This is a genomic window from Acinetobacter sp. 228 (assembly GCF_048147885.1).
In genome coordinates this window covers 18,495-39,156 of sequence record NZ_JAYWYV010000007.1, presented here as the reverse complement: position 1 = coordinate 39,156, position 20,662 = coordinate 18,495, and the positions used below count along the sequence as shown (strand labels likewise).

Sequence of the window (20,662 nt, the reverse complement as noted above, 5' to 3'; positions counted from 1 at the left end):
CAATGAGCAAGAACAATAAAATCATGAGTCTAATATGCGTGTTTTACATCATCTCGAACAATCACGGTCATTTCGTATCCTGTGGGCCATGGAAGAGTTAGGACTGGATTACGAGGTTAAATACTATAAGCGTCAGCCCAATCTTTCTGCGCCACCGGCCTTAAAACAGATCCATCCATTGGGCAAAGCTCCGATTCTGGTCGATCAGGGTCAGGTACTGGCGGAATCTGCAGCGATCCTGGAATATTTACAGGAAACCTATGACGAACAGCAGCAGTTTCGTCCCGAAGATCCTGCCGACAAGGCCCAGTACCGTTACTGGATGCATTATGCGGAAGGTTCGTTAATGCCGCTGCTGGTGATGCAACTGGTGATGACCACTGTACCAAAACATACCCCGTTGCTGATTCGGCCTGTAGCCAAGAAAATCTGTGATGGAGTGAAGAAACAGTTTGTACAGAGCCGCTTAAAAGATCATATCCAGTTTCTGGAAAGCTATTTGAGCGAGCATGATTATTTTGCCGGACATTTCAGTTTTGCCGATATTCAGATGAGTTTTCCTTTGGAAGCGATGCAGAGCCGGACAGGCCAAAGTTATCCAGCGATTCAGGCCTATCTGAAACGGGTCTCACAACGTGCAGCCTATGCGCGTGCGCTGAGCAGGGAAAAACAGATCAGCTCTTAAATGCTTAAAAGAAAAGGTGCCGATGGCACCTTTTTTGATTTTGTGAGATTAGTCCGGGAAGCTGAGACGTTCTTTGGGGAAAACCACCTTAAACGTGGAACCTTGGTTTTCTTTGGACTCGATTTCCAGATGTGCCTGATGTTGCATCAATACATGTTTGACGATGGCAAGTCCCAAACCGGTACCACCAGTACGGCGACTGCGGTCTGAATCGATACGGTAAAAACGCTCGGTCAGACGTGGCAGATGCTTGGGATCAATGCCGATACCGTTATCTTGCACCACAAAATAGGCCGATTCACCATCATCATGCCAGCCGATAGTGATGGTGCCACCTTTAGGCGTATATTTGATGGCATTGGTGATCAGATTACTAAAAGCGCTGGCCAGTTCCATGTCTGAACCGATCAGATCGCAATGGCTGTCAATGTCCAGATTCAGGGTATGACCATAATCCATATTATAGGCCTGGGCATCATCGAACAGCTGGTTCATCAGACTCGGCATTTCAATGATCTGGTTTTTGGCAATATTCTTGTCATTTTCCAGACGTGACAGTAATAGCAGGTCATTGACCAGTGCATTCATGCGTCGGGTCTGCGACTGCATCTGATCAAAGGCACGTTTCCAGCGTGGATTGATGTCTTCCTGATCGGTAAAGGTTTCAATATAGCCACTGAGTACGGTCAAAGGAGTTCGTAGTTCATGGGAAATATTATCGACGAAATCTTTACGCATCTGTTCCAGATTATGCATCCGGGTTACATCATAAGCGACCAGTACTCGGCTTTCTCCGCCAAAACGTGTCATTTTGACCTGTACATAATGGTCTTCAAACAGTGAAGAGCGCATTTTCAGGCCGTCCGGAGATTCATCAATATGATGATAGTATTCAATAAAATTCGGTTGGCGCAGCAAGGTCAGGATATTACGGCCACGGTCATCACTCGAGATTCCGAGCAGACGTTCCGCAGCAGGATTCCACCATTCAATCTGCTGGTTTTCATCAATTAAAACGACAGCTTCTTGCAAGGCTACCAGAGAAGACTGTGCACGATCGATCAGTTCAACCATTTCTGCCTGAACAATCCGTTCCTGACGCTGGGCGCGGTAAACATTGAAAAGCAGTGCACCCCAAATTCCGCCAATATTGGGCGGAACATCATAGGGGCGGTTGGAAATCCATTCATTGACCAAGTATAAAGAACGCATCTGGGTCGCAAAGAACGCCACGAAGGCGATTACGATACAAATCCAGAAATACCCACTCCCAAAACCAATAAAGCTGGCAATAATCAGAAAAAAAGCCAGCAGGCGTAAATCCTGTTTGGCGAAATCCCATAAACTGCTGTAACGGATTCTTTTGTGCTCGCGTGCCAGTTCGGGGACAGGGTAGGGTTCATACATAAAACAAGATTTACCTTAAATGATATTTAACCTAAAGCGACATCGGAACGGGTCGAGAAACGATAACCTGTGCCACGTACGGTCTGTACATAACGGTCCACACCATAGGGTTCCAGCACCTTGCGCAGGCGACGGATATGCACATCAATGGTCCGGTCTTCAATATAGACGTTACCGCCCCACACCTGATCCAGCAATTGCGCACGGGTATAGGCACGTTCCGGATGGGTCATGAAGAATGCCAGCAAACGGTATTCGGTGGGTCCCATTTCCAGAATATTATTGCCAAAATTCACCCGCTGGCTGACCGGATCCAGAATCAGGCCATTGGCATCAATGGTTTTTTCACCGCTCAGGGCATTGGCACGGCGCAGTACCGCCTTAATCCGGGAAACCAGTTCCCGGGTCGAGAACGGTTTGGTCATGTAGTCATCGGCACCGGCATCCAGACCTTGTACCTTGTGGTCTTCTTCACCGCGTGCTGTCAGCATGATCACCGGGATTTCAGACAGGCTTTCATCACGTTTCAGACGACGACATAAGTCCACACCGCTGACACCACCTGGCATCATCCAGTCCAGCAAAATCAGTGCCGGACGTTGATCCACAATCATCTGATGCGCCTGCTTGGCATCTTCTGCCTGCAAGCACTGAAAACCGGCCATATCCAGAGAGGTATGGATCATTTCCCGAATCGGGAGCTCGTCATCGACGATTAATATGTAGTCATCTTTCACAACGCAATACCCTATTTCATGTAAACGGTGAGCCGTTTTATATTTATGACAGGCTTATTACAAAGACTAATTATGACAGTATCATTGCAGAAAGGGAAAAACTGCTGAAATTCACAAAGATTTGTGACAAATATAGCGCATAAAATTGTTAAAAAATCATAAATTAATTTTACCTGTTTCCAAGATAAAGCATAAATTCACAACTACACTGGAAAGCTCATAATACCTTTTTAACAAAAGGATTTAACAGCTATTTTTTCTCGGAAAATGACTCTAATAGTGCTAAAAAAACCACACTGCAAGATGATAAAACTTCTTCAAGCGAATGCTTAAAACCGCTCATCACCCAACGAATGGCAATTTGGGTGACATAACCATTTAAACCGGTCGAAACCAGGGAAATTTCCTGCTCGCTACGATTTAACTGCGGCATCATTAACATGACAAAAGCATGAATCATACGGTCAAAACGCGACATGGTTTCATGAATGGTGGCCTGATTATGCAGTTCCTGTACCAGCATGGCATCAATATAAATGATCCTGGCCATACGTGGATTGTCACGCAAGGTGGTGAGTAGGGCTGTCAAACCGGCTTCGATCATTTTTTTCGGATCACTCGATGCCTGCATCATGGCCTGCATCACATTCTGTTGCAGTTCATCAATCAGTTTCAAAAAAATGGTCTGAAACAGATCTTCGCTTTTCTTGAAAGATTCATAAAAATAACGTTCAGTCAGTTTGGCTTCATTGCAGATATCTTTGACCGTGACTGAAAAAAAGCCGTAACTGCCATAGGCTTCAATTCCAGCTTCGATCAACTTTTCACGACGTGCCTGCTGCCGCTCCGCCATCGACAGGCCTTTAAACTGACGTTGTCTGGTTTTGGCGGCTCGTGGTTTCACTGCTGAGTCGATTGAATCGGTCATAAGGCCTGAGTGCTCATCTGTATAAAGATTTTGAATATCTTAGCAATAAATCACGCTTAGACCTACATGAGAAATTCTGTCCCGAAAGTTGGCCTCTAAGGATATGGGATAATTATTGACAATCTGTATTGTCAAAACTATATTGAGGATCTGTGCTAGCTCCTGAAACAACAGAACAAGATCCTGCTGTCATGGAATGGCAGTAGTTTACATAAGGAAATTAAATGAAAAATTTTAACAATAAAGTTGCCGCGATTACCGGGGCCGGTTCAGGTATTGGCCAGCAACTGGCGGTACTACTGGCCCAGCAGGGTTGTCATCTGGCACTGAGTGATATCAATGAACAGGGTCTGGCGCAAACGCTCGAATTGCTCAAAGAGAGTGATGTCCGTGTCACCATTCAGAAAGTAAACGTGGCTGACCTGGACCAGGTGCGTAACTGGGCGGCGCAGGTTGAACAGGATCATGGTAGTGTCAATATGATCTTTAACAATGCCGGTGTTGCACTGGGTTCAACAGTGGAAGGGGCATCTTATGAAGAACTGGAATGGATCGTCGGAATCAATTTCTGGGGTGTGGTGTATGGCACCAAAGAATTTCTGCCACTGATCAAGAAAACTGGCGATGGCCATATTATCAATATTTCCAGCCTGTTTGGTTTAACGGCTCAACCGACCCAGTCTGCTTATAATGCGACCAAGTTTGCAGTACGTGGCTTTACTGAATCCCTGCGTCAGGAACTGGACATGGAAAATTGCGGAGTCAGTGCGCTCTGTGTGCATCCGGGCGGGATCCGTACCAATATTGCCAATGCAGCAAAAATGAATAACAGCCTGCTGACTTTAGGTATGAATCCGGAAAAATCGGCCCGTAATTTTAATAAATTATTGCGTTGTCCACCTGCAGAAGCTGCTCGTCAAATTCTGGAGGCGGTACAAAAAGACAAGCGCCGTCTACTCATCGGCAATGATGCCAAAGCGATAGACCTGATTCAGCGAATCTTGCCGACCGGTTATCAGCATGTCACTGCACTGGCGACCCAATTTGGTAAAAGAAAGAAAAAGTCTGCTTAAGAAATTGTAAAACAGACCCGCAAAAGCGGGTTTTCTTTTTATCACGATAATCCTAATCTGACTCTTTAGAAGGTCAGTATCTGAGGTAATGTAAGGCTTTTGAATTATAAACTTTTTATCTATATCAAGGTCTCAATGGTCTTTTTCTTCCAGACAAACTGATAATACAGTCCCTGCAAAATACACATGCTGACAAAGGCCAATGCATAGGCATACCAGATACCTTCCAGGCCCCACCACCGGCTAAACAGATAAGCGGCGGGAACTTCAATACATAGAATGGCGAAAATATTAATCAGCATTGGCATAGTTACCGTACCACTGGAACGCATGATCGAAGCAAAAATGGCACTGGCGCCAAAAAACAGAATTGCCCACAAAACAATGAACAGCAGTTTTTGACCGAGCACCACCACCTGGGGGTCGGTAATAAACAGCGCCATCAGATATTTGGAAAACAGGTAAGCCAGAATCACCAGACCACCGGTGAACAGGATATTCATAATGAGCGCAGTGCGGGTAACTTTATTCAGCAGATCCGATTTGCCTGCACCAATGGCTTGAGCAGCAAATACAGATGCAGCAATCGCAATCGATAAGGCAGGGAACTGAATATAATTTAAGACCTGATTGACTGCGCCATAGGCGGCTGTTGCTTCTGCACCATAACGGTTAACCAGTCCCACAATTACCAGACCAGCCACTGAAGTCGTGACCATTTGTACACCAGTTGGAACTCCCAGTTTAAGGATGGTTTTGCTTAACTGGGGCTGATGACGAATATTTTTTAATAAAGCCCAGTCGAGCTTGAGCGGATGCTGCTTGCGCTTCAGATACAAAATCAAAAATACCAGAACTGCGAGATTTCCCAGAATGGTAGCAAGTGCCGGTGAAATAATGCCCATTTTAGGAAAGCCAAAATAACCGCCAATCAGGACCGGTGTCACCACCAGGCCCACCCCAATGGTAATGACGGAAGCAAATAGGGGCGTGGTACTGTCTCCGACACCACGCAGAATGGAGGTATAAAAAATATAGATAAAAATTAAGGGGCTACCTACCAGCATCCACTGCACATAAGGCAGGGACAAATGCATTACATCCGGATCTGTGCCGAGTGCCAAGAGAATATTTTCAGCAAAAATCACCCCAAAAAGTGCAATCAAACTGCCGCCAATCAAGGTCATAAATAAAGTTGAACCAACCACACAGCGGACTTTTTCTATATTTTTCCCGCCCCAGGCCTGGCCAATCAGTACGGTAGAACCGGCGGATAAGCCAATCACAAAAGCCATTAGGCAAAACAGGATTGGAAAAAATACCGCAACAGCAGCAATGGCGTTGACGCCTAGCATTTGCCCCACAAATATTGTATTGACCGTGCCAGAAAGACTTTGCAGGATATTGGTCACAATCAATGGCACCAGAAAAACCAGAAAGGCTTTCCATAAATTCTCTTGGTGAATCAATGCTTGCTGTGCCATGCGACATCCTGTGATTGGATTATTATCTACTTATTTATTGCTGTAACTATTATTGGCTAGAGTATAGAAAAAAGCCTTAGCTTTTAGGTAACTAAGCTACTTATTTTATAAGGTTTTTAGTTAAAAAGGTGAGTTAAACCTTTGAAAGAATTTGACCTGCCTGGACCAGAGTTTGTTCTTTTTTTGCAAAGCAGAACCTGAGCAGACGTAAATCGTCAGGAGGGTGCTGGTAGAACGCAGAGACTGGAATCGCGACAATCCCATGTTGTTCTGCCAGAAAATGGCACATGGACAAATCATCGAGCTCAGGCCGAATCTCTGAATAATCTAAGTTCTGGAAATAAGTTCCTTGAGAGGGTGTCCACTTAAAGCGTGACGTTTCAATGGATGAGTTAAATAAATCCCGTTTGTTTTGATAGAAAGAGGACAGTCCAGGTATATGCTCAGGATGCAGTTGCATATATTCCGCTAAGGCAACTTGAACGGGCGTCACACCGCAGAAACTGGCAAACTGATAAATCTGTCTGAACATTTTCATGAGTGCCGGTGCAGCAATACAAAATCCGGTTTTCCAGCCCGTGACATGGAAGGTTTTACCAAAAGAACCAATCACGAAGCTACGCTCGCGAAGTTCTGGAAATGACCACGCCGAATAGTGCTGAACACCGTCAAAAACCAGATGTTCATAGACTTCATCGGACAGCACCACAATATTGCGCTCGCGAATCAGCTCGATCAGTTGCTGCCAGTCTGCCTTGGACCAGACACTCCCACTCGGATTATGCGGAGTATTCACCACAATCATGCGGGTACGATCATTAATGGCATCTTTGACCTGATTCCAGTCCACAGAAAAATCAGGATGCTGCAAAGCAATATGCACTGGCTTTGCCCCAACCAGTTGAACCGCAGGTCCATAACTGTCGTAGCTTGGATCGAAAATAATTACTTCTTCCCCGGCACGCACCGTGGCTTGAATGGCACAAAAAATCGCAATCGTGGCCCCAGGCGTAATCGTGATTTCCTCGACAGGATCAATAATCAGTTGATCACGCTGCTGATAGAGATCTGCCACCAGACTGCGCAAGACTGGCAGACCATCTCCCGGAGCGTACTGGTTAAATCCATTCTGGCTGGCCCGCTTTAAAGCTTCAATCAAGGCAGGAGGCGCTGCAAAGTCCGGAAATCCTTGAGAAAGATTCAAGGCTCCGAGTTTTTGTGCCAAGGCCGACATGGTACTAAAAATGGTCACGCCCAAATCAGGTAATTTAGAAGGGAGTTCCAGCATATCCTTGGCCTTGAAGAATGAGATCTGAATGAGTGTAGCAGCAAGTTCCGTATTGGATAATCAGAAAAATAGGGAATATTGGGCAATATTTTAAATTAAGATGCACCACATGCGATTTAAGATTTTTAATTGAAGGGCCATAAATTAAAGGCCTAATTATGTGAAATGCATCGTAAACTGGACGAAATAGATAACTTTTCCTAAAATCTGCCGCACAATAATAAAGCTTAAAATGATAACTATAAAATGCCAAAACCTATCCATATGCTGCTGGAGCAGCTCGGGCTTAAGCGACAGCATCGTGCGCTACATTTACAGTTTTCACATCCTCCTTTAAATCATCAGGTTTTGATTCAGCGGATTGAGGGTCAGCATCAGATCAATCAAGGCTTGCAGGCTGAACTGATCTGTCTTTCCACTCATGCTCATATTGCCTTGAAACAATTTATCGGCTGTCGGGTGGCCATTGATCAGGTCACAGACCGGGGTGAACTTTTCCGGACTACGGGCATTATTACTGCAGCCAGTCAAGGACAGAATGATGGAGCTTTGACCCTGTATAAATTGACGCTAAATGACCCGACTGCACTCTGGCAGAAGCGCCGTAACAGTCGGGTTTTTATGAACAAGACGGTGCGCGAGATCAGTGAAATCCTGTTCAGTGAATGGCAAAACAGAAGTGCATTATTCGCTGCCAGTCTCAGCCTGGATTTGACAGGACTCAGCCGAGACTATGATGTCCGGCCTTTTGTGATGCAGTCGAATGAATCGGATTATGATTTTCTGACCCGTTTATGGCGTAGCGAAGGAATTAACTGGCTGATTGATGAAAAGCAATTAACTGTGCCTGTATCAGCCAGCGAGATTCAAGCTCAGCTTTTAAAACTGGTAGATCATTCCCAATATTTTTCAGCTTTAAAACGCCGCTCCATCCGGTTTCATCGCAGTCATGCCACCGAACAGCTCGACACGCTGAACAGTCTGATTGCGGTACGTCAGCTCAATCCGAATAGTACCCAGACCCAGCGCTGGCACGCCCAGCAACTCGCCCAGGATCAAAGCCAGCCTTTATTCAGTAATCATCAGCAAAGTGATATTCACGCAAATGCCACTCTTCAGCTTGAAGATGCCTGGAACATCAGTCCGGCCTGGACCGGCGACTTAAATCATGAGGATCAGGTGACAGTATCTGGTATAACTCAACTGGAACGACTCAATCAGCAGCTCAGTGACTATCATGCTTTGCAGTCCAAATATTTTAAAGCCAGTAGCAGCGTACGAGATGCTCAGGTTGGATACTGGTTTGAACTGCAACAGCATCCTGAAATTGATCAGCATCCTGCCCATCAACGTGAATTTCTGATTTTGGCTAAGCAGTTTTATAACCAGAACAATTTACCCAAAGATATCTTATCGCAGCTGGACAGTTTGCTTGAGAAGAGTGGTTGGCAGATGACACAGGAGGAACGACAGGCTAATGAACTACAGATTGTGCGCCGCGAAATCCCGGTTGTTCCTGAATATCAGCCTTTCATTCATCGGCCTTCTGCATATCCGCAACGGGCTCGAGTGGTCGGACCTGAAGGTGAAACGATTCATGTCGATGCATGGGGACGGGTGAAAGTTCGTTTTCTGTTTACCCGGAGTGAGGATCATCAGCATGATGGCGGTGCAGGCAGCAATGACAATGATAGCGATTCTGCTTGGGTGGATGTTTTGACCCCTTGGGCGGGTGAGGGTTATGGCATCAGGTTGCATCCGCGAATTGGCGAAATTGTAGTGATTGACTTCTTTGAAGGTGATATCGACCGGCCCTTTGTGGTGGGACGGATTCATGAAGCAGAACGGCATCCGACCATGTTTGATGCAAAAGGAGAACTTCCTGCGACCAAAAAACTCAGTGGCATCCGTTCTCAGGAGGTCGATGGGGATGGCTTTAACCAGTTGCGTTTCGATGATACCCCTGAACAGATTAGTGCGCAGCTGCAAAGTAGTCATGCAGCCAGTCAGCTCAATCTGGGAAATCTAAGCCATCCTAAAGAAAGTGAAAGCAGCGAAGGTCGAGGAGAAGGTTTTGAACTAAGGACAGACCAGTGGGGTGCCATACGTGCAGGAAAAGGCTTATTAATCTCCACTTATCGGCAAGATTCAGCAGCAGGCAATCACCTGGATGCGAGTCGTGCCAAAGAGCAGATTGAATCGAATCTCGATCATAGTAAAGCCTTGAGTGATATTGCTGAACAACAGCAGACTGATCCGCTGCAATTTTTTGATAGTTTAAAACAGTTTCTGAGTCAGATTGAAGCTGAAGATCAAGCCAAGGCTGCCGCATTTAAACAGGCCGTGATGTTATTAACTGCCCCCCAAACGATTGCACTGAGCACAAATGAAAATATTCATTTATCCGCTGATCAGCAAATCAATCAGAGTGCCGGGAATAATATTCATTTATCCACACAGAAATCTTTAGTTGCTCATGCACAGGACAAGATCAGTTTATTTGCTACTCAAGAGGGTGCGAGTCTCTATGCTGCTCAAGGAAAAATTGAACTACAAGCCCAAGATGATGCGATTGAAGCGATTGCCCGCAAGGTAATCAAGCTTATTTCGACTGAAGACAAGATCGAAATCACCAGTCCGAAGGAGATCGTACTGACCGCTGGAGGGTCTCAAATTAAGATCAATGGTGGTGGAGTAATGGTCACAACTGGTGGGAAATTTGAGTGTAAGGCAGGGCAGCATAGTTTTATAGGAGGGGCTAAAATTTTCTATGAAATTCCTGAGTTACCTAAAGCTGGCCCCTACGCTGTAGATTTTTTATTCAGTAGTTTAGGTGGTAAAGGCATTGAAGGTGCACAGGTAACTATGTTCACACCCAAAAATAAGGAAATCTTGTGGGAAAGTAAAACTGATTTGAATGGTAAGACTCAATTATCTATTTTTGAAGAATCATTAGCTTATGAAGCATTAGTTGGATTTAATCAATGGTCAAGTATCTTTGAAGATTTGGAAACTAAAGTAACTGATATAGAAGATGAATTTGATGTGGGAGAGCATGGAATTCAGTTAGAAGACATTAAATAATTATAAAGGTACTCTCTGTGAATTATTATATTGTAAAAAAAGGAGATACATTATGGGGTATCTCAAGAAAATTTAATATTACTGTAAAAAAAATAGCTGAACTTAATGAGTTAAATAGTTCTGCTATTCATAAAATAAAAATAGGTCAAAAAATATATATTAGTAAAACAGATAAGATTAATGCTGAAGTAGTTTTAAGAATTATATTATTAGATTTGTCCTTTAAGTTAATCCCAAAAGGTATTGTAAAATTAGAATATGATGGTAAGTCAAATGACATAGTTTTCAAAGATGGTGTGATCTATGATTTAGAAATTTTAGATCATTCAAAGGGACTAAAAGTTTATTATAAAAATATTAAAGGTACCTTTGATTTAATAGCTAATTATAAAAGTTTACCTATAGGGAAAAAAGTTTTAAGGTTGACTTCAAGGCAAATGAAGGTTTCAGGTACTCACTATCCTAAATCAGGTATAGTCCAGCAGAAAGTTGATGAAATTAAAAAATCATTAAAAAATTTAGCAGAGCCAATTATAAGGGGAGGAGATGAACAAAATACTAGTCAATCATCTATAATTTTACCCGAACCAAGAAACGATCAAAAAAGGACTGATTTGGGTAATAGTACTCATATAATTGCAAGTCAATTTACAGAAGAGAACTTTATTCTAAATACAGTAAATAATAAATATAGAAAATTTGTTATAGATGCTTCAAGGCGTCATGGGTTTACACCTCATAGCCTCGCAGCTTTAATCCATGCTGAGGCTGCAAAAAAAAGTAATGGTGAATGGGATCCGGAAAGTTTTAATGCAAGTACAAATGCTGCTGGATTAACACAATTTTTAAAAGGTACGTGGCTTGAAATTTGTAAAAATCAAGATACTTTAATAGGGCAATATGCTTCAAAAATTAAGAAACTTACTGAGAAGCAACTTCTCAGTCTGAGATTCAATCCTGAATTCTCTATTGATGCAGCAGCAGCTTATGCAGTTGTTAACTTTAAATGGTCAAAATTACCTTATCAAAAATTAACAGAACCAAGTTCAATCGCGAAACTTGCTTATCTATTACATCATGAAGGAGCAGGCGGTACTAGGTCATTCATACAGAATAGTTTTTCTCAAGAAAGAGCGAAAAATTTATTATTTGCACAATTTGGAAGTAAAGGTAAACAAAGAGCTTCAGATTATTTGAAAAGATATAATGATGATGCAAAAGCTGCCTATGGAGCATGGTTAAGAGCTTATATTGATGCACATATTAATATTTATGATTATGTACTGGATAAATCAAAAACTTCCGGGGCGAATTTATCTTTAGAGGAAACAATAAAAATTTTATTAGGACAAGCTTCTTCACCAACACCAACACCAACACCAACACCAACACCAACACCAACACCAACACCAACACCAACACCAACACCAATCTCAAGTAAAGAAGTACAAGAAAATAAAACTGTAGGAGGAAGTGAAATATGGGTAGATCCTTTATCAGTAAATAAGTTAAGAACTGCTGGTCTTGCAAATATCAAAAGTGCCACCTTTGGGAAGGTTAGAAATGGAGGTACAAGAAATCATCAAGGTATAGATCTAGCTGCTGACTCAGGTACAAATATTTTTGCAGTATGTAGTGGCATTATTGCTGTCGCAAAGGATAGTGGAGGGCCATATGGTAAAATTGTTGTATTAGAAGTAAATATTGATGACCTGCCTATACAACAAAAAAAATATGCATTAAAAAAAATTATAAATAGCAATTTTATTTATTTTTTTTATGCTCATTTATCTATTATAAATGTTGAAAAGGGAGATGCTGTGGATGTTACGACAGTTTTAGGTAAAACAGGGTCTAGTGGAAATGCGAGTGGAATGACTACTATATCAAAGGGTGGACATTTGCATTTTGAGACGAGAAGTTCGCCATTGTTGGGTAAAGGTTTACAAGGAAGATTTGATCCTATTCCTTTTTTTCTAACAAAATTAATTTAGGCTTTTTGAAATATGAAAATAATTAAATTTCTGGTAATAATTGGTAGTTTTTTTTCATTATCATGTCATTCTAAAAATATAGATTGGAACGATTATCAGCAGAGTGCTATACAGATTAATGAACCAGTTTTATTTTTAGATCATTTTGGTGAATTCTCTCAATTAAATAATAACTTAAAGTTAGGTTTAATTGATTATGGAAATAAAAATAAAAAATATTCTGGTGGGAATTACGTCCTTAAAATTTATGGTATTGAGGTCTTAAATAATCAAAAAGAATATTATTTATTTAAAAGTACAGTACCTTTGAAGTCTAGTGTTGATTTAAAAATACTCTATCAAGATGAAAAAATAGTAGCTTTTCGAACACGAGAATTCAGCGAAATAGATTATGTAAAAAGACCTTATAAAAAATTTAGCTCTAATTTATTTATATATAACAAATTATCAAATTTAGTTGTTGAAGCTCCAGTAGTAGACTCTTCATCTGCTAATTTAGAGAGTGATTATGTAAATATATTAGCGGGTGATAATTTTTCTTATATTCTAAAAGAAAAAAAATATTTATATGAAGCAGATGTTAGAGAGTCTAGTGGTAAATTAGAGAAGTATAAATTAATATTAAATTCTGAATTGAAATGTTTGTCATCTACATTAGGGTGTGAAAGTATAAACTCTCAAAAATCACTTAAAAAATAGTTTATTTGATTGCTACATTATTAATGTAGCAATCCTTTTTTCTTTTACCCTTCCAAAACCTCTTCCAGCAACTCCTCACTCGGTGCAAAGTAATAGGCACCATCTAGAGGTGTTACGAAATGCAGCAGACGATCATGAATTCCATCGCCAGAGGTACCAAACATACGTTCTAACATAGCATCGATAATCGTAAGGTCTTTGGTGTAGGCAATAAAGAATAGACCCTGGTCACCACGTCCATCACCATAAGGCAGAGAATGACGTAGGATTTCCATTTCTTCGCCTTCTTCATCTTCCACTACAGTACGTGACACGTGCGCATTTTCAGGTTTGACTTCATCATCCAGCTCAATCGATTCAAGCTTGGTACGACCCATAACCTGTTCCTGAGTATCAACTTTTAGCTTTTTCCATTTTTCCAGGTTATGCGCGTAACGTTGGGCAAAAATAAATGAACCATCTTGGAAAATACCTGAATCTTCACCTAATAATGCGACTTCAGCACGATCATCCGGGAATTGCGGATTTTCAGTTCCATCAATAAAGCCAGTTATGTCACGACCATCAAAATAGCGGAAGCAAACCCGCTCATCCAGCACCTGAACCTGATCCTGAATGCCTTCAAAAAAAGCCTGACTGAGCGCAAAACAGATATCAGCACGGGCACTGGCAATATGAATGATCATATCTGCCGGAACCACAGGCATTTCAAATGAACCATGAATGGGTTCAAGCTGTTTAAAACCTGCAGGACTTTGTGAGTACAGGCGTGACCAGAGCTCAGGCCCAAAGGCTACCGCCGTTTTAATTTGTGCTTGAGGATGTTGCGTGATCAGCCGATCACGTGAAGTAAACAGATGTTCAAGTTGTTCTTTTAATTTTTCAATACTTAAATCTTTAATACGTAAAACAATAAAGCGGGCATGATCTGAAGGAAGTGGCAAGATTACCGATTGGGCTGTCATTCATGGCTCCTGTAAGAATAAGTCCTGTTTTCTAATTTCTATATTGTGCCTGAAGCCACACAGAGTGAATAGTCCGATGCTTTATATTTAAGCAGGTTTTTAGCCTGATTTTATTGGAAGATTCATATAATATTGGGTGGGTTTTGCTGAGTGAAATGTTCATGTCCTATCAAATATGGTTTGCCTATATGCTGGCCTGCTGGGTGATTAGTGTGTCCCCGGGCGCAGGAGCAATTGCATCAATGTCGAGTGGGCTCAACTATGGTTTTCGGCATGGTTACTGGAATGCGCTGGGTCTGCAACTGGCGTTATTGGTGCAGATTGCAGTGGTTGCGGCAGGTGTGGGAGTTTTGTTTGCAACCACACCATGGGCATTTTTGGCGGTGAAATGGTTTGGCGTGGCTTATTTGTTGTATTTGGCATATTTACAGTGGAAAGCACCCGCACAATCTATCGAAATTAAACACGAATTGGCACGTAAATCGGCAGGGAAACTGGTATTACATGGTTTCTTGGTCAATATGAGTAATCCCAAAGCCATCGTATTTTTACTGGCAGTCCTGCCACAATTTCTGGACTTGTCCAAGCCGCAATGGATTCAATATCTGATTATGGCAGCAACGATGGTGACAATTGATCTGATTGTGATGGCCGGTTATACCGGACTGGCGGCTAAAGTTTTAAGGCTACTTAGATCGCCGAAACAACAAAAAGTCATGAACCGGACTTTTGCCGGTTTATTTGCTGGCGCAGCATTTTTATTGAGTTTGGTGCATCAATAGAGATTGTTTGCTCTCTCCTTTGGAGAGAGCTGAATGGGTTAATAGAAAATAAAAAGTATATAAAAGTTATAACGATGCGAAAGAAAGATTAACTCAGCTTTTTAAACTTCTGGATACAAAAAATTAATGCAAATAGGGTGGCCATGGTCAGGACAATGGTTAGACCTGTTGAAGTGTTGAGGCCTGCACTAGACCAGAGGCCTACGGTCACCCCAATTTGTGCAATCACGAATGCCCAGATCACCATTTGACGAGGGGAGTTTGCCAGTAATCGGGCAGTCAGGGCAGGGATCACCAATAATGCACCCATCAAGAGTGAACCGACTGCTTTTAGAGCAAGCACGGTAAAGAGTGCTAACAGCAACATGAAAATCAGGCGTTGCCATTTGGCATTGACGCCTTCACTGACCGCCATGTCTGGATCAATCGCGATTTGGATCTGCGCTTGCCAACTTTTATATAGCACGGCTAAGGCCAGACCAATGACAATGGCAAAAGTCGGTAAGTCAGTCCAGGAAATCGTGAGTAAATCACCAAATAAATAGCTGAGCAGTTCCGGTCTTAAGCTGGGTAAATGCTGGATGAATAACAATCCTGAGCAGAGCAGGGTCGCTGAGCAAAGTGCAAGTAGGGCATCATTGGGCAAGCGAGGATCGTGCAAAATCCAGAGAATTCCGACCAAAAGTAGGGCCAAAAAGGTCACACCTACCCAAAGCGGTAAACTTAAAGCGCCAGCAAGCGCTACACCCAATAAAGTGCCGTGTGCCATGGTGTCGGCAAAAAAGGACATACGACGCCACAGCATGAGACAGCCCAGTGGGGCAGTCAGAAATACCAATAGCGTACCCATGATCCATGCAGGTAAAAGGAGTTGTAACCAATCCATCATGGTTTAAGCTTCCGGCTCTGGGTGGATATGAGGGCGTGAATCATGCTGACAGGGGGTCGCAGAGTCTCCATGAGCACAGTGGTCATGATGATGTTGGTAAAACACCCGGTTGGTACCAAAAATAGCCTGGTATTCCGGATGTTGCTGCACGCTTTCTGGCAGGCCACTACAACAGATATGCTTGTTCAGACAAACGACACGATGTGTACCCTGCATCACCCATTGCAGGTCATGTGAAACCATGAGAATGGCACAGCCATATTTTTCTGGCAGGCTGCGGACATATTCATAGAGTTCCGCTTCGGACTGGATGTCCAGACCCTGCATCGGTTCATCGAGAACTAGAATATCCGGCTGGCGCAACAAGGCGCGAGCCAGTAGCACCCGTTGACGTTCGCCACCAGACAACTGCTGAACTTTGGAGTCTTGTAGGTTATTAATGCCGGTATCGCGAATAATCTCGGTTTTAATTTTGGCGGGGCACTTTTCTAGTGCCAGTAAATCCTTTACCCGGAGCGGCAAGCTATGTGAAGGATTGAATTTCTGTGGCACATAAGAGAATTTAAGCTTGCGCGCAGTCGTGATTTCACCTGATTGCGGTTTCAGAATGCCGAGCATGACTTTAATTAAGGTTGACTTACCCGCACCGTTTGGACCAATCAGTGTGACAATTTCTTTCTCTTGTAGCGAGAAATCAATGGCTTTTAGAATATCGCGCTCATCGATTTTGACCCAGATCTTGGAAAGCTGAATCAGGGGAGGAGCACTTAAGCTTTGTTGCGGCACTGCTGACAAATTCCTGAAATTTCAATAATACTATGATGTGCAGTGAAGTCGTCCGAGCTTGCCAGTGCATCGAGTTGATCCAGTAGACCCTGCGCTGAAGCTTCTTTGACGGCTTTACATCGGGTACAGATTAAAAAAGCGGCCTGATGTCCTTCACGCGGATGGCAACAAGGAATATAGGCATTGATCGAGGTCAGGCGATGAATCAGACCTTTGCTTAATAAAAAATCCAGAGTGCGATACACCGTTGGTGGTGCTGCAGGACGATCGCTGGCATTTTTCATTTGTGCCAACAGATCATAGGCACCCATTGGGCCATGCGCATTCAGAATGAGTTCCAGCACTTCTTTACGTAAAGGTGTCAGACGTGCGCCGCTTGCTGCACAAAGACTTTCAGCTTCGACAAGACGTTGTGCGACATTCGGATAGTCGTGCACGCCGTGCAATGCGTTGTGGTGTTCGTGCGAACAGGAACCCATAGTTCACCTCAAGTGCGAAACTGAAAATTAATAGATTTCAAATCTTAGCATGAAGCGTTCTGAGTTTCGATTGGGCATAGGTATTTTTGTATTTTTGTTATATTATAACACTCACTGATTTTATCGTTTTTTAAGTGATTCCTGCCCATGTTCCGTCTCCTTGCAATAAGTCTGCTGGCCTTGTTCAGCACACTCAGTTGGTCACAAAGTCTGGTGGTGTCTACTCAGCCGATCTATCTGATCGCCAAGAAAGTTACCCAAGGCGTGGAACAGCCGACCTTATTGCTGGCCAATCAGAGCGGGCATGATGTCAGTCTTACCCCGGCACATCGTAAAACCATTCAGGATGCAGGTCTGGTCATCTGGCTCGGCAAGGCGCATGAAGCACCATTGGCGAAAGTGCTGACTGAAAGTAATAAAGGTATTGCACTTTTAGACTCCGGGATCTTGACTACCTTGCCGATGCGTAATCCGCGTGGCGAGGCCTTAAAAAATACGGTAGATACGCATGTCTGGCTTGATCCCAACAATGCAGTGCGGATTGGTTTCTTTATTGCTGCATTGCGTTCGCAGCAATTGCCGGAGCATCGCGAACGCTATTGGAAAAATGCCCGTGACTTTGCACAAAACATGTTTGCTACGGCCCAGCGTTATGGTTCAAGCAGTAAAGCCCAGCCCTATTGGTCTTATCACGATGCCTATCAGTATCTGGAACGCCCACTGAATTTAAAATTCATGGGGGCATTAACAGATGATCCGCATGTCTCGCCAACTGTGGCACAAATCAAGTTTCTGCAGGATCATCGTCCACAACGTAAAATGTGTCTGCTGGCCGAAGGTCATGCCAGTGAAAATCAGTACCGAAAACTCAAACCGGTGGTGTTCCAGGATGTAGATGAAAGCATGAGCGGTGCAGGGGACTTCGTAGAAGCGTGGCAGCAATTGGCGGCAAAAACTCAAAAATGTGTGATAAATGCGCGCTAATGATTTAAAAAATGCACAGATTTTGATTAGTTTAGCAGCATTGACCCGATTTAAAAAAACGCGACTAAGGTCGGGAAAAGATTGCATGTTCAGGGGTGTAACTCTATAATGCCTGCGATTAAAAATAATCACCTGTTAAACTTGTCAAGCATGATTGCTGTGAGTGAATAAATAATGAGCCGAACTAGTCGCTTGATTGACCGACGATTAGCGAAAGCTTTGGTCCTCCTGCAAGCCTGTATGATCCCTGTTTCAGCCTTGATCGGCTGGGTCGTGAAAGACTCAACCGCAGCCTTGAGTGCAGCATTAGGTGCGCTCGTATGTTGGCTCGCGACTTGTTATTTTTCGTGGCAATCGTTTCGAGCAGCAGGAGCCCGCGCGTCTAAACAAGTTCTGTCGAACATGTATAAAGGCTTAATGGGAAAGTTTGCCATTGTGATTGTTGGTTTCATTTTGATTTTAAGCAATGTTAAGCCGTTGTCAGCGGTGGCGTTGTTTTGTGGTTTTATGCTCGTTCAGGCCATGTCGTGGGTCGCTCCATTTTGGGCGTCACGTCTACAAAAATGAGTATAGGCACAACAAAAAATTGAAAAGTTTTTTAGGAGATGAACGAGATGTCAGGCAGCACGCGATGTTCGTTCACTCTATTTAGTATTTGACATTGACCAGGTGTGATTTATGGCTGCTGAAGAACATGCGCTTACTTCGACCGAGTATATCAAGCATCACTTGACCAACATGACCTATGGCAAGATGCCGGATGGTTCTTGGAAGTTGGCTGAGACTGCTGATGAAGCTCAACAGATGGGGTTCACTGCTATTCACTTGGATTCAATGGGTTGGTCAATCGGCCTTGGTGTCATTTTCTGTTTGCTGTTCTGGATTGTAGCGAAAGCTGCAAATGCTGGTGTTCCAACCAAGTTCCAGTCTGCAATTGAAATGATCATTGAGTTTGTTGACTCAAGTGTTCGCGACACTTTCCATGGCAAATCACGCTTAATTGCACCACTTGCATTGACCATTTTCGTGTGGATTTTCCTCATGAACGCAATGGACTTGATCCCAGTTGACTTTATCCCGTATACAGCTCAATTGATTGGTGCAAACGTGTTTGGTATGGACCCTCATCACGTTTACTTCAAGATTGTTCCATCTACTGACCCTAACATTACCCTTGGTATGTCATTGTCTGTATTTGCACTGATCTTGTTTTACAGTATCCGTGAAAAGGGTATTAGTGGTTTTGTCGGCGAATTGGCACTTAACCCATTCAATCCAAGTAACCCAGTTGCAAAAGCGTTGCTTATTCCAGTGAACTTGATTTTGGAATTGGTAACCTTCCTTGCTCGTCCAGTTTCATTGGCTCTCCGACTGTTCGGTAACATGTATGCAGGTGAGTTAATCTTCATCCTAATCGCGTTATTGCCGTTCTGGATCCAGTGGGCGTTGTCTGTGCCTTGGGCGATCTTCCACATTCTTGTTATTACGCTACAGGCATTCATTTTCATGATGCTGACTATCGTATACTTGAGTATGGCTAGCGAAAAACATTAATGGTATTGCCTGACTGTCACGAGATGGTTGGGCACAGTTTTCTAACTTAATTTGGTATAAAACCTAACCTCTGAGGAATTATCATGGAACTCACTTTAGGTCTAGTTGCAATTGCATCTGCTATCTTGATCGCTTTTGGTGCTTTAGGTACTGCGATTGGTTTTGGTCTTCTAGGCGGCCGTTTCCTTGAAGCTGTAGCTCGTCAACCAGAATTGGCTCCACAACTTCAAACTCGTATGTTCTTAATCGCGGGTCTTCTTGATGCTGTGCCTATGATCGGTGTTGGTATTGGCTTGTTCTTCATCTTCGCTAATCCATTTGTAGGTTAATCAGCTTAATTCCGAAATTCACTATTTGAGGAATTTGCAATGAATATCAACCTCACATTGTTTGGCCAAGCGATTGCATTTGCGATTTTCGTCGCATTCTGCATGAAGTTTGTATGGCCACCACTAATCAATGCGATTAGTGAACGTCAGCGTCGTATCGCTGATGGCTTAAACGCTGCTGAAAAAGCGAAGGCTGACCTTGCAGATGCGCAAGCACAAGTGAAAGCTGAACTGGACGCGGCAAAAGCACAAGCGGCTCAATTGATCGAACAAGCGAACCGTCGTGGTGCACAATTGATCGAAGAAGCGCGTAACCAGGCTGCGGCTGAAGGTGAGCGTATTCGTCAACAGGCTAAAGAAGCTGTTGATACTGAAATCAATTCTGCTCGCGAAGAATTGCGTCAACAAGTGGCTGCTCTTGCAGTGACTGGTGCTGAGAAAATTCTTAGCCAGCAAGTTGATGCAGAAGCTCACAATGCCATGCTGACTCAGCTGGCTGCTAAACTTTAAGAGAG

The 20,662-nt window shown here is 43.2% G+C and carries 20 protein-coding genes; 11 read left to right on the top strand and 9 right to left on the bottom strand.

The window, feature by feature from the left end:
* The first annotated feature begins 34 nt into the window (after window positions 1–34).
* Window positions 35–685 carry a glutathione S-transferase family protein gene (locus VXQ92_RS07395; protein WP_416680973.1) on the top strand — a complete coding sequence of 217 codons (651 nt, stop codon included), beginning with the start codon at window positions 35–37 and terminating at the stop codon, window positions 683–685.
* Window positions 686–733: 48 nt separating this feature from the next.
* Here the strand turns inward: VXQ92_RS07395 and phoR are convergent, their stop codons facing one another.
* From phoR to VXQ92_RS07380, 3 genes are all read right to left on the bottom strand, one after another.
* Entirely contained in the window at window positions 734–2,092 is a 1,359-nt protein-coding gene (gene phoR / locus VXQ92_RS07390; protein ID WP_416680971.1) for a phosphate regulon sensor histidine kinase PhoR, read from the bottom strand.
* A gap of 26 nt (window positions 2,093–2,118) precedes the next feature.
* A complete protein-coding gene (gene phoB / locus VXQ92_RS07385; protein WP_064096938.1) occupies window positions 2,119–2,829 on the bottom strand; it encodes a phosphate regulon transcriptional regulator PhoB in 711 nt (236 codons plus the stop codon).
* Between the two features lie 250 nt (window positions 2,830–3,079).
* Complete coding sequence (locus tag VXQ92_RS07380) at window positions 3,080–3,757, bottom strand: TetR/AcrR family transcriptional regulator (protein WP_064096939.1); 678 nt, start codon at window positions 3,755–3,757, stop codon at window positions 3,080–3,082.
* Between the two features lie 224 nt (window positions 3,758–3,981).
* Between VXQ92_RS07380 and VXQ92_RS07375 the strand changes: the two genes are divergently transcribed.
* Window positions 3,982–4,830, top strand: coding sequence for an SDR family NAD(P)-dependent oxidoreductase (locus VXQ92_RS07375; protein WP_416680970.1), 849 nt, complete (start codon window positions 3,982–3,984; stop codon window positions 4,828–4,830).
* Window positions 4,831–4,949: 119 nt separating this feature from the next.
* Here VXQ92_RS07375 and VXQ92_RS07370 read toward each other — a convergent pair whose 3' ends face one another.
* Together VXQ92_RS07370 and VXQ92_RS07365 are read right to left on the bottom strand one after the other, a co-directional pair.
* Window positions 4,950–6,314, bottom strand: a complete 1,365-nt coding sequence (locus tag VXQ92_RS07370) for an MATE family efflux transporter (RefSeq protein ID WP_416680969.1) — start codon at window positions 6,312–6,314, stop codon at window positions 4,950–4,952.
* Between the two features lie 133 nt (window positions 6,315–6,447).
* Complete coding sequence (locus tag VXQ92_RS07365) at window positions 6,448–7,602, bottom strand: methionine aminotransferase (protein WP_416680968.1); 1,155 nt, start codon at window positions 7,600–7,602, stop codon at window positions 6,448–6,450.
* 246 nt (window positions 7,603–7,848) lie between these two features.
* Between VXQ92_RS07365 and VXQ92_RS07360 the strand changes: the two genes are divergently transcribed.
* From VXQ92_RS07360 to VXQ92_RS07350, 3 genes are read left to right on the top strand one after another with little or no spacing between them, the layout of a single operon-like run.
* Complete coding sequence (locus VXQ92_RS07360) at window positions 7,849–10,686, top strand: type VI secretion system Vgr family protein (protein WP_416680967.1); 2,838 nt, start codon at window positions 7,849–7,851, stop codon at window positions 10,684–10,686.
* A 17-nt stretch (window positions 10,687–10,703) separates the two neighbouring features.
* Window positions 10,704–12,680, top strand: a complete 1,977-nt coding sequence (locus tag VXQ92_RS07355; RefSeq protein ID WP_416680966.1) for a LysM peptidoglycan-binding domain-containing protein — start codon at window positions 10,704–10,706, stop codon at window positions 12,678–12,680.
* A 12-nt stretch (window positions 12,681–12,692) separates the two neighbouring features.
* Window positions 12,693–13,379 carry a hypothetical protein gene (locus tag VXQ92_RS07350; protein WP_005108400.1) on the top strand — a complete coding sequence of 229 codons (687 nt, stop codon included), beginning with the start codon at window positions 12,693–12,695 and terminating at the stop codon, window positions 13,377–13,379.
* A 44-nt stretch (window positions 13,380–13,423) separates the two neighbouring features.
* Here VXQ92_RS07350 and VXQ92_RS07345 read toward each other — a convergent pair whose 3' ends face one another.
* Entirely contained in the window at window positions 13,424–14,344 is a 921-nt protein-coding gene (locus VXQ92_RS07345; protein WP_416680964.1) for a Dyp-type peroxidase, read from the bottom strand.
* Window positions 14,345–14,505: 161 nt separating this feature from the next.
* On the opposite strand from VXQ92_RS07345, the gene VXQ92_RS07340 reads away from it, so the two are divergent.
* Window positions 14,506–15,126 (top strand): LysE family transporter, encoded by a 621-nt coding sequence (locus VXQ92_RS07340; RefSeq protein WP_064101719.1) that lies wholly within the window; start codon window positions 14,506–14,508, stop codon window positions 15,124–15,126.
* An 88-nt stretch (window positions 15,127–15,214) separates the two neighbouring features.
* Here the strand turns inward: VXQ92_RS07340 and znuB are convergent, their stop codons facing one another.
* Genes znuB through VXQ92_RS07325 form a run of 3 tightly spaced genes read right to left on the bottom strand, consistent with a single transcriptional unit; the run spans window position 15,215 to window position 17,280 of the window.
* Window positions 15,215–16,015, bottom strand: coding sequence for a zinc ABC transporter permease subunit ZnuB (znuB, locus tag VXQ92_RS07335; protein ID WP_064096948.1), 801 nt, complete (start codon window positions 16,013–16,015; stop codon window positions 15,215–15,217).
* Window positions 16,016–16,018: 3 nt separating this feature from the next.
* A complete protein-coding gene (gene znuC, locus VXQ92_RS07330; protein ID WP_064096949.1) occupies window positions 16,019–16,801 on the bottom strand; it encodes a zinc ABC transporter ATP-binding protein ZnuC in 783 nt (260 codons plus the stop codon).
* A complete protein-coding gene (locus tag VXQ92_RS07325; protein ID WP_416680963.1) occupies window positions 16,783–17,280 on the bottom strand; it encodes a transcriptional repressor in 498 nt (165 codons plus the stop codon). The genes znuC and VXQ92_RS07325 overlap by 19 nt, the downstream gene beginning before the upstream one ends.
* 147 nt (window positions 17,281–17,427) lie before the next feature.
* On the opposite strand from VXQ92_RS07325, the gene VXQ92_RS07320 reads away from it, so the two are divergent.
* From VXQ92_RS07320 to VXQ92_RS07300, 5 genes are all read left to right on the top strand, one after another.
* Window positions 17,428–18,264, top strand: coding sequence for a metal ABC transporter solute-binding protein, Zn/Mn family (locus tag VXQ92_RS07320; RefSeq protein WP_416680962.1), 837 nt, complete (start codon window positions 17,428–17,430; stop codon window positions 18,262–18,264).
* Window positions 18,265–18,438: 174 nt separating this feature from the next.
* Window positions 18,439–18,831, top strand: coding sequence for an ATP synthase subunit I (locus VXQ92_RS07315; RefSeq protein WP_064096952.1), 393 nt, complete (start codon window positions 18,439–18,441; stop codon window positions 18,829–18,831).
* A 111-nt stretch (window positions 18,832–18,942) separates the two neighbouring features.
* Window positions 18,943–19,818: a F0F1 ATP synthase subunit A gene (atpB, locus tag VXQ92_RS07310; protein WP_064096953.1), complete on the top strand. Its 876-nt coding sequence runs from the start codon at window positions 18,943–18,945 to the stop codon at window positions 19,816–19,818.
* A gap of 83 nt (window positions 19,819–19,901) precedes the next feature.
* On the top strand, window positions 19,902–20,147 hold the full coding sequence (atpE, locus tag VXQ92_RS07305; protein WP_000424060.1) for a F0F1 ATP synthase subunit C: 246 nt from the start codon (window positions 19,902–19,904) through the stop codon (window positions 20,145–20,147).
* A gap of 39 nt (window positions 20,148–20,186) precedes the next feature.
* Entirely contained in the window at window positions 20,187–20,657 is a 471-nt protein-coding gene (locus tag VXQ92_RS07300; RefSeq protein WP_064096954.1) for a F0F1 ATP synthase subunit B, read from the top strand.
* Window positions 20,658–20,662 lie beyond the last annotated feature (5 nt).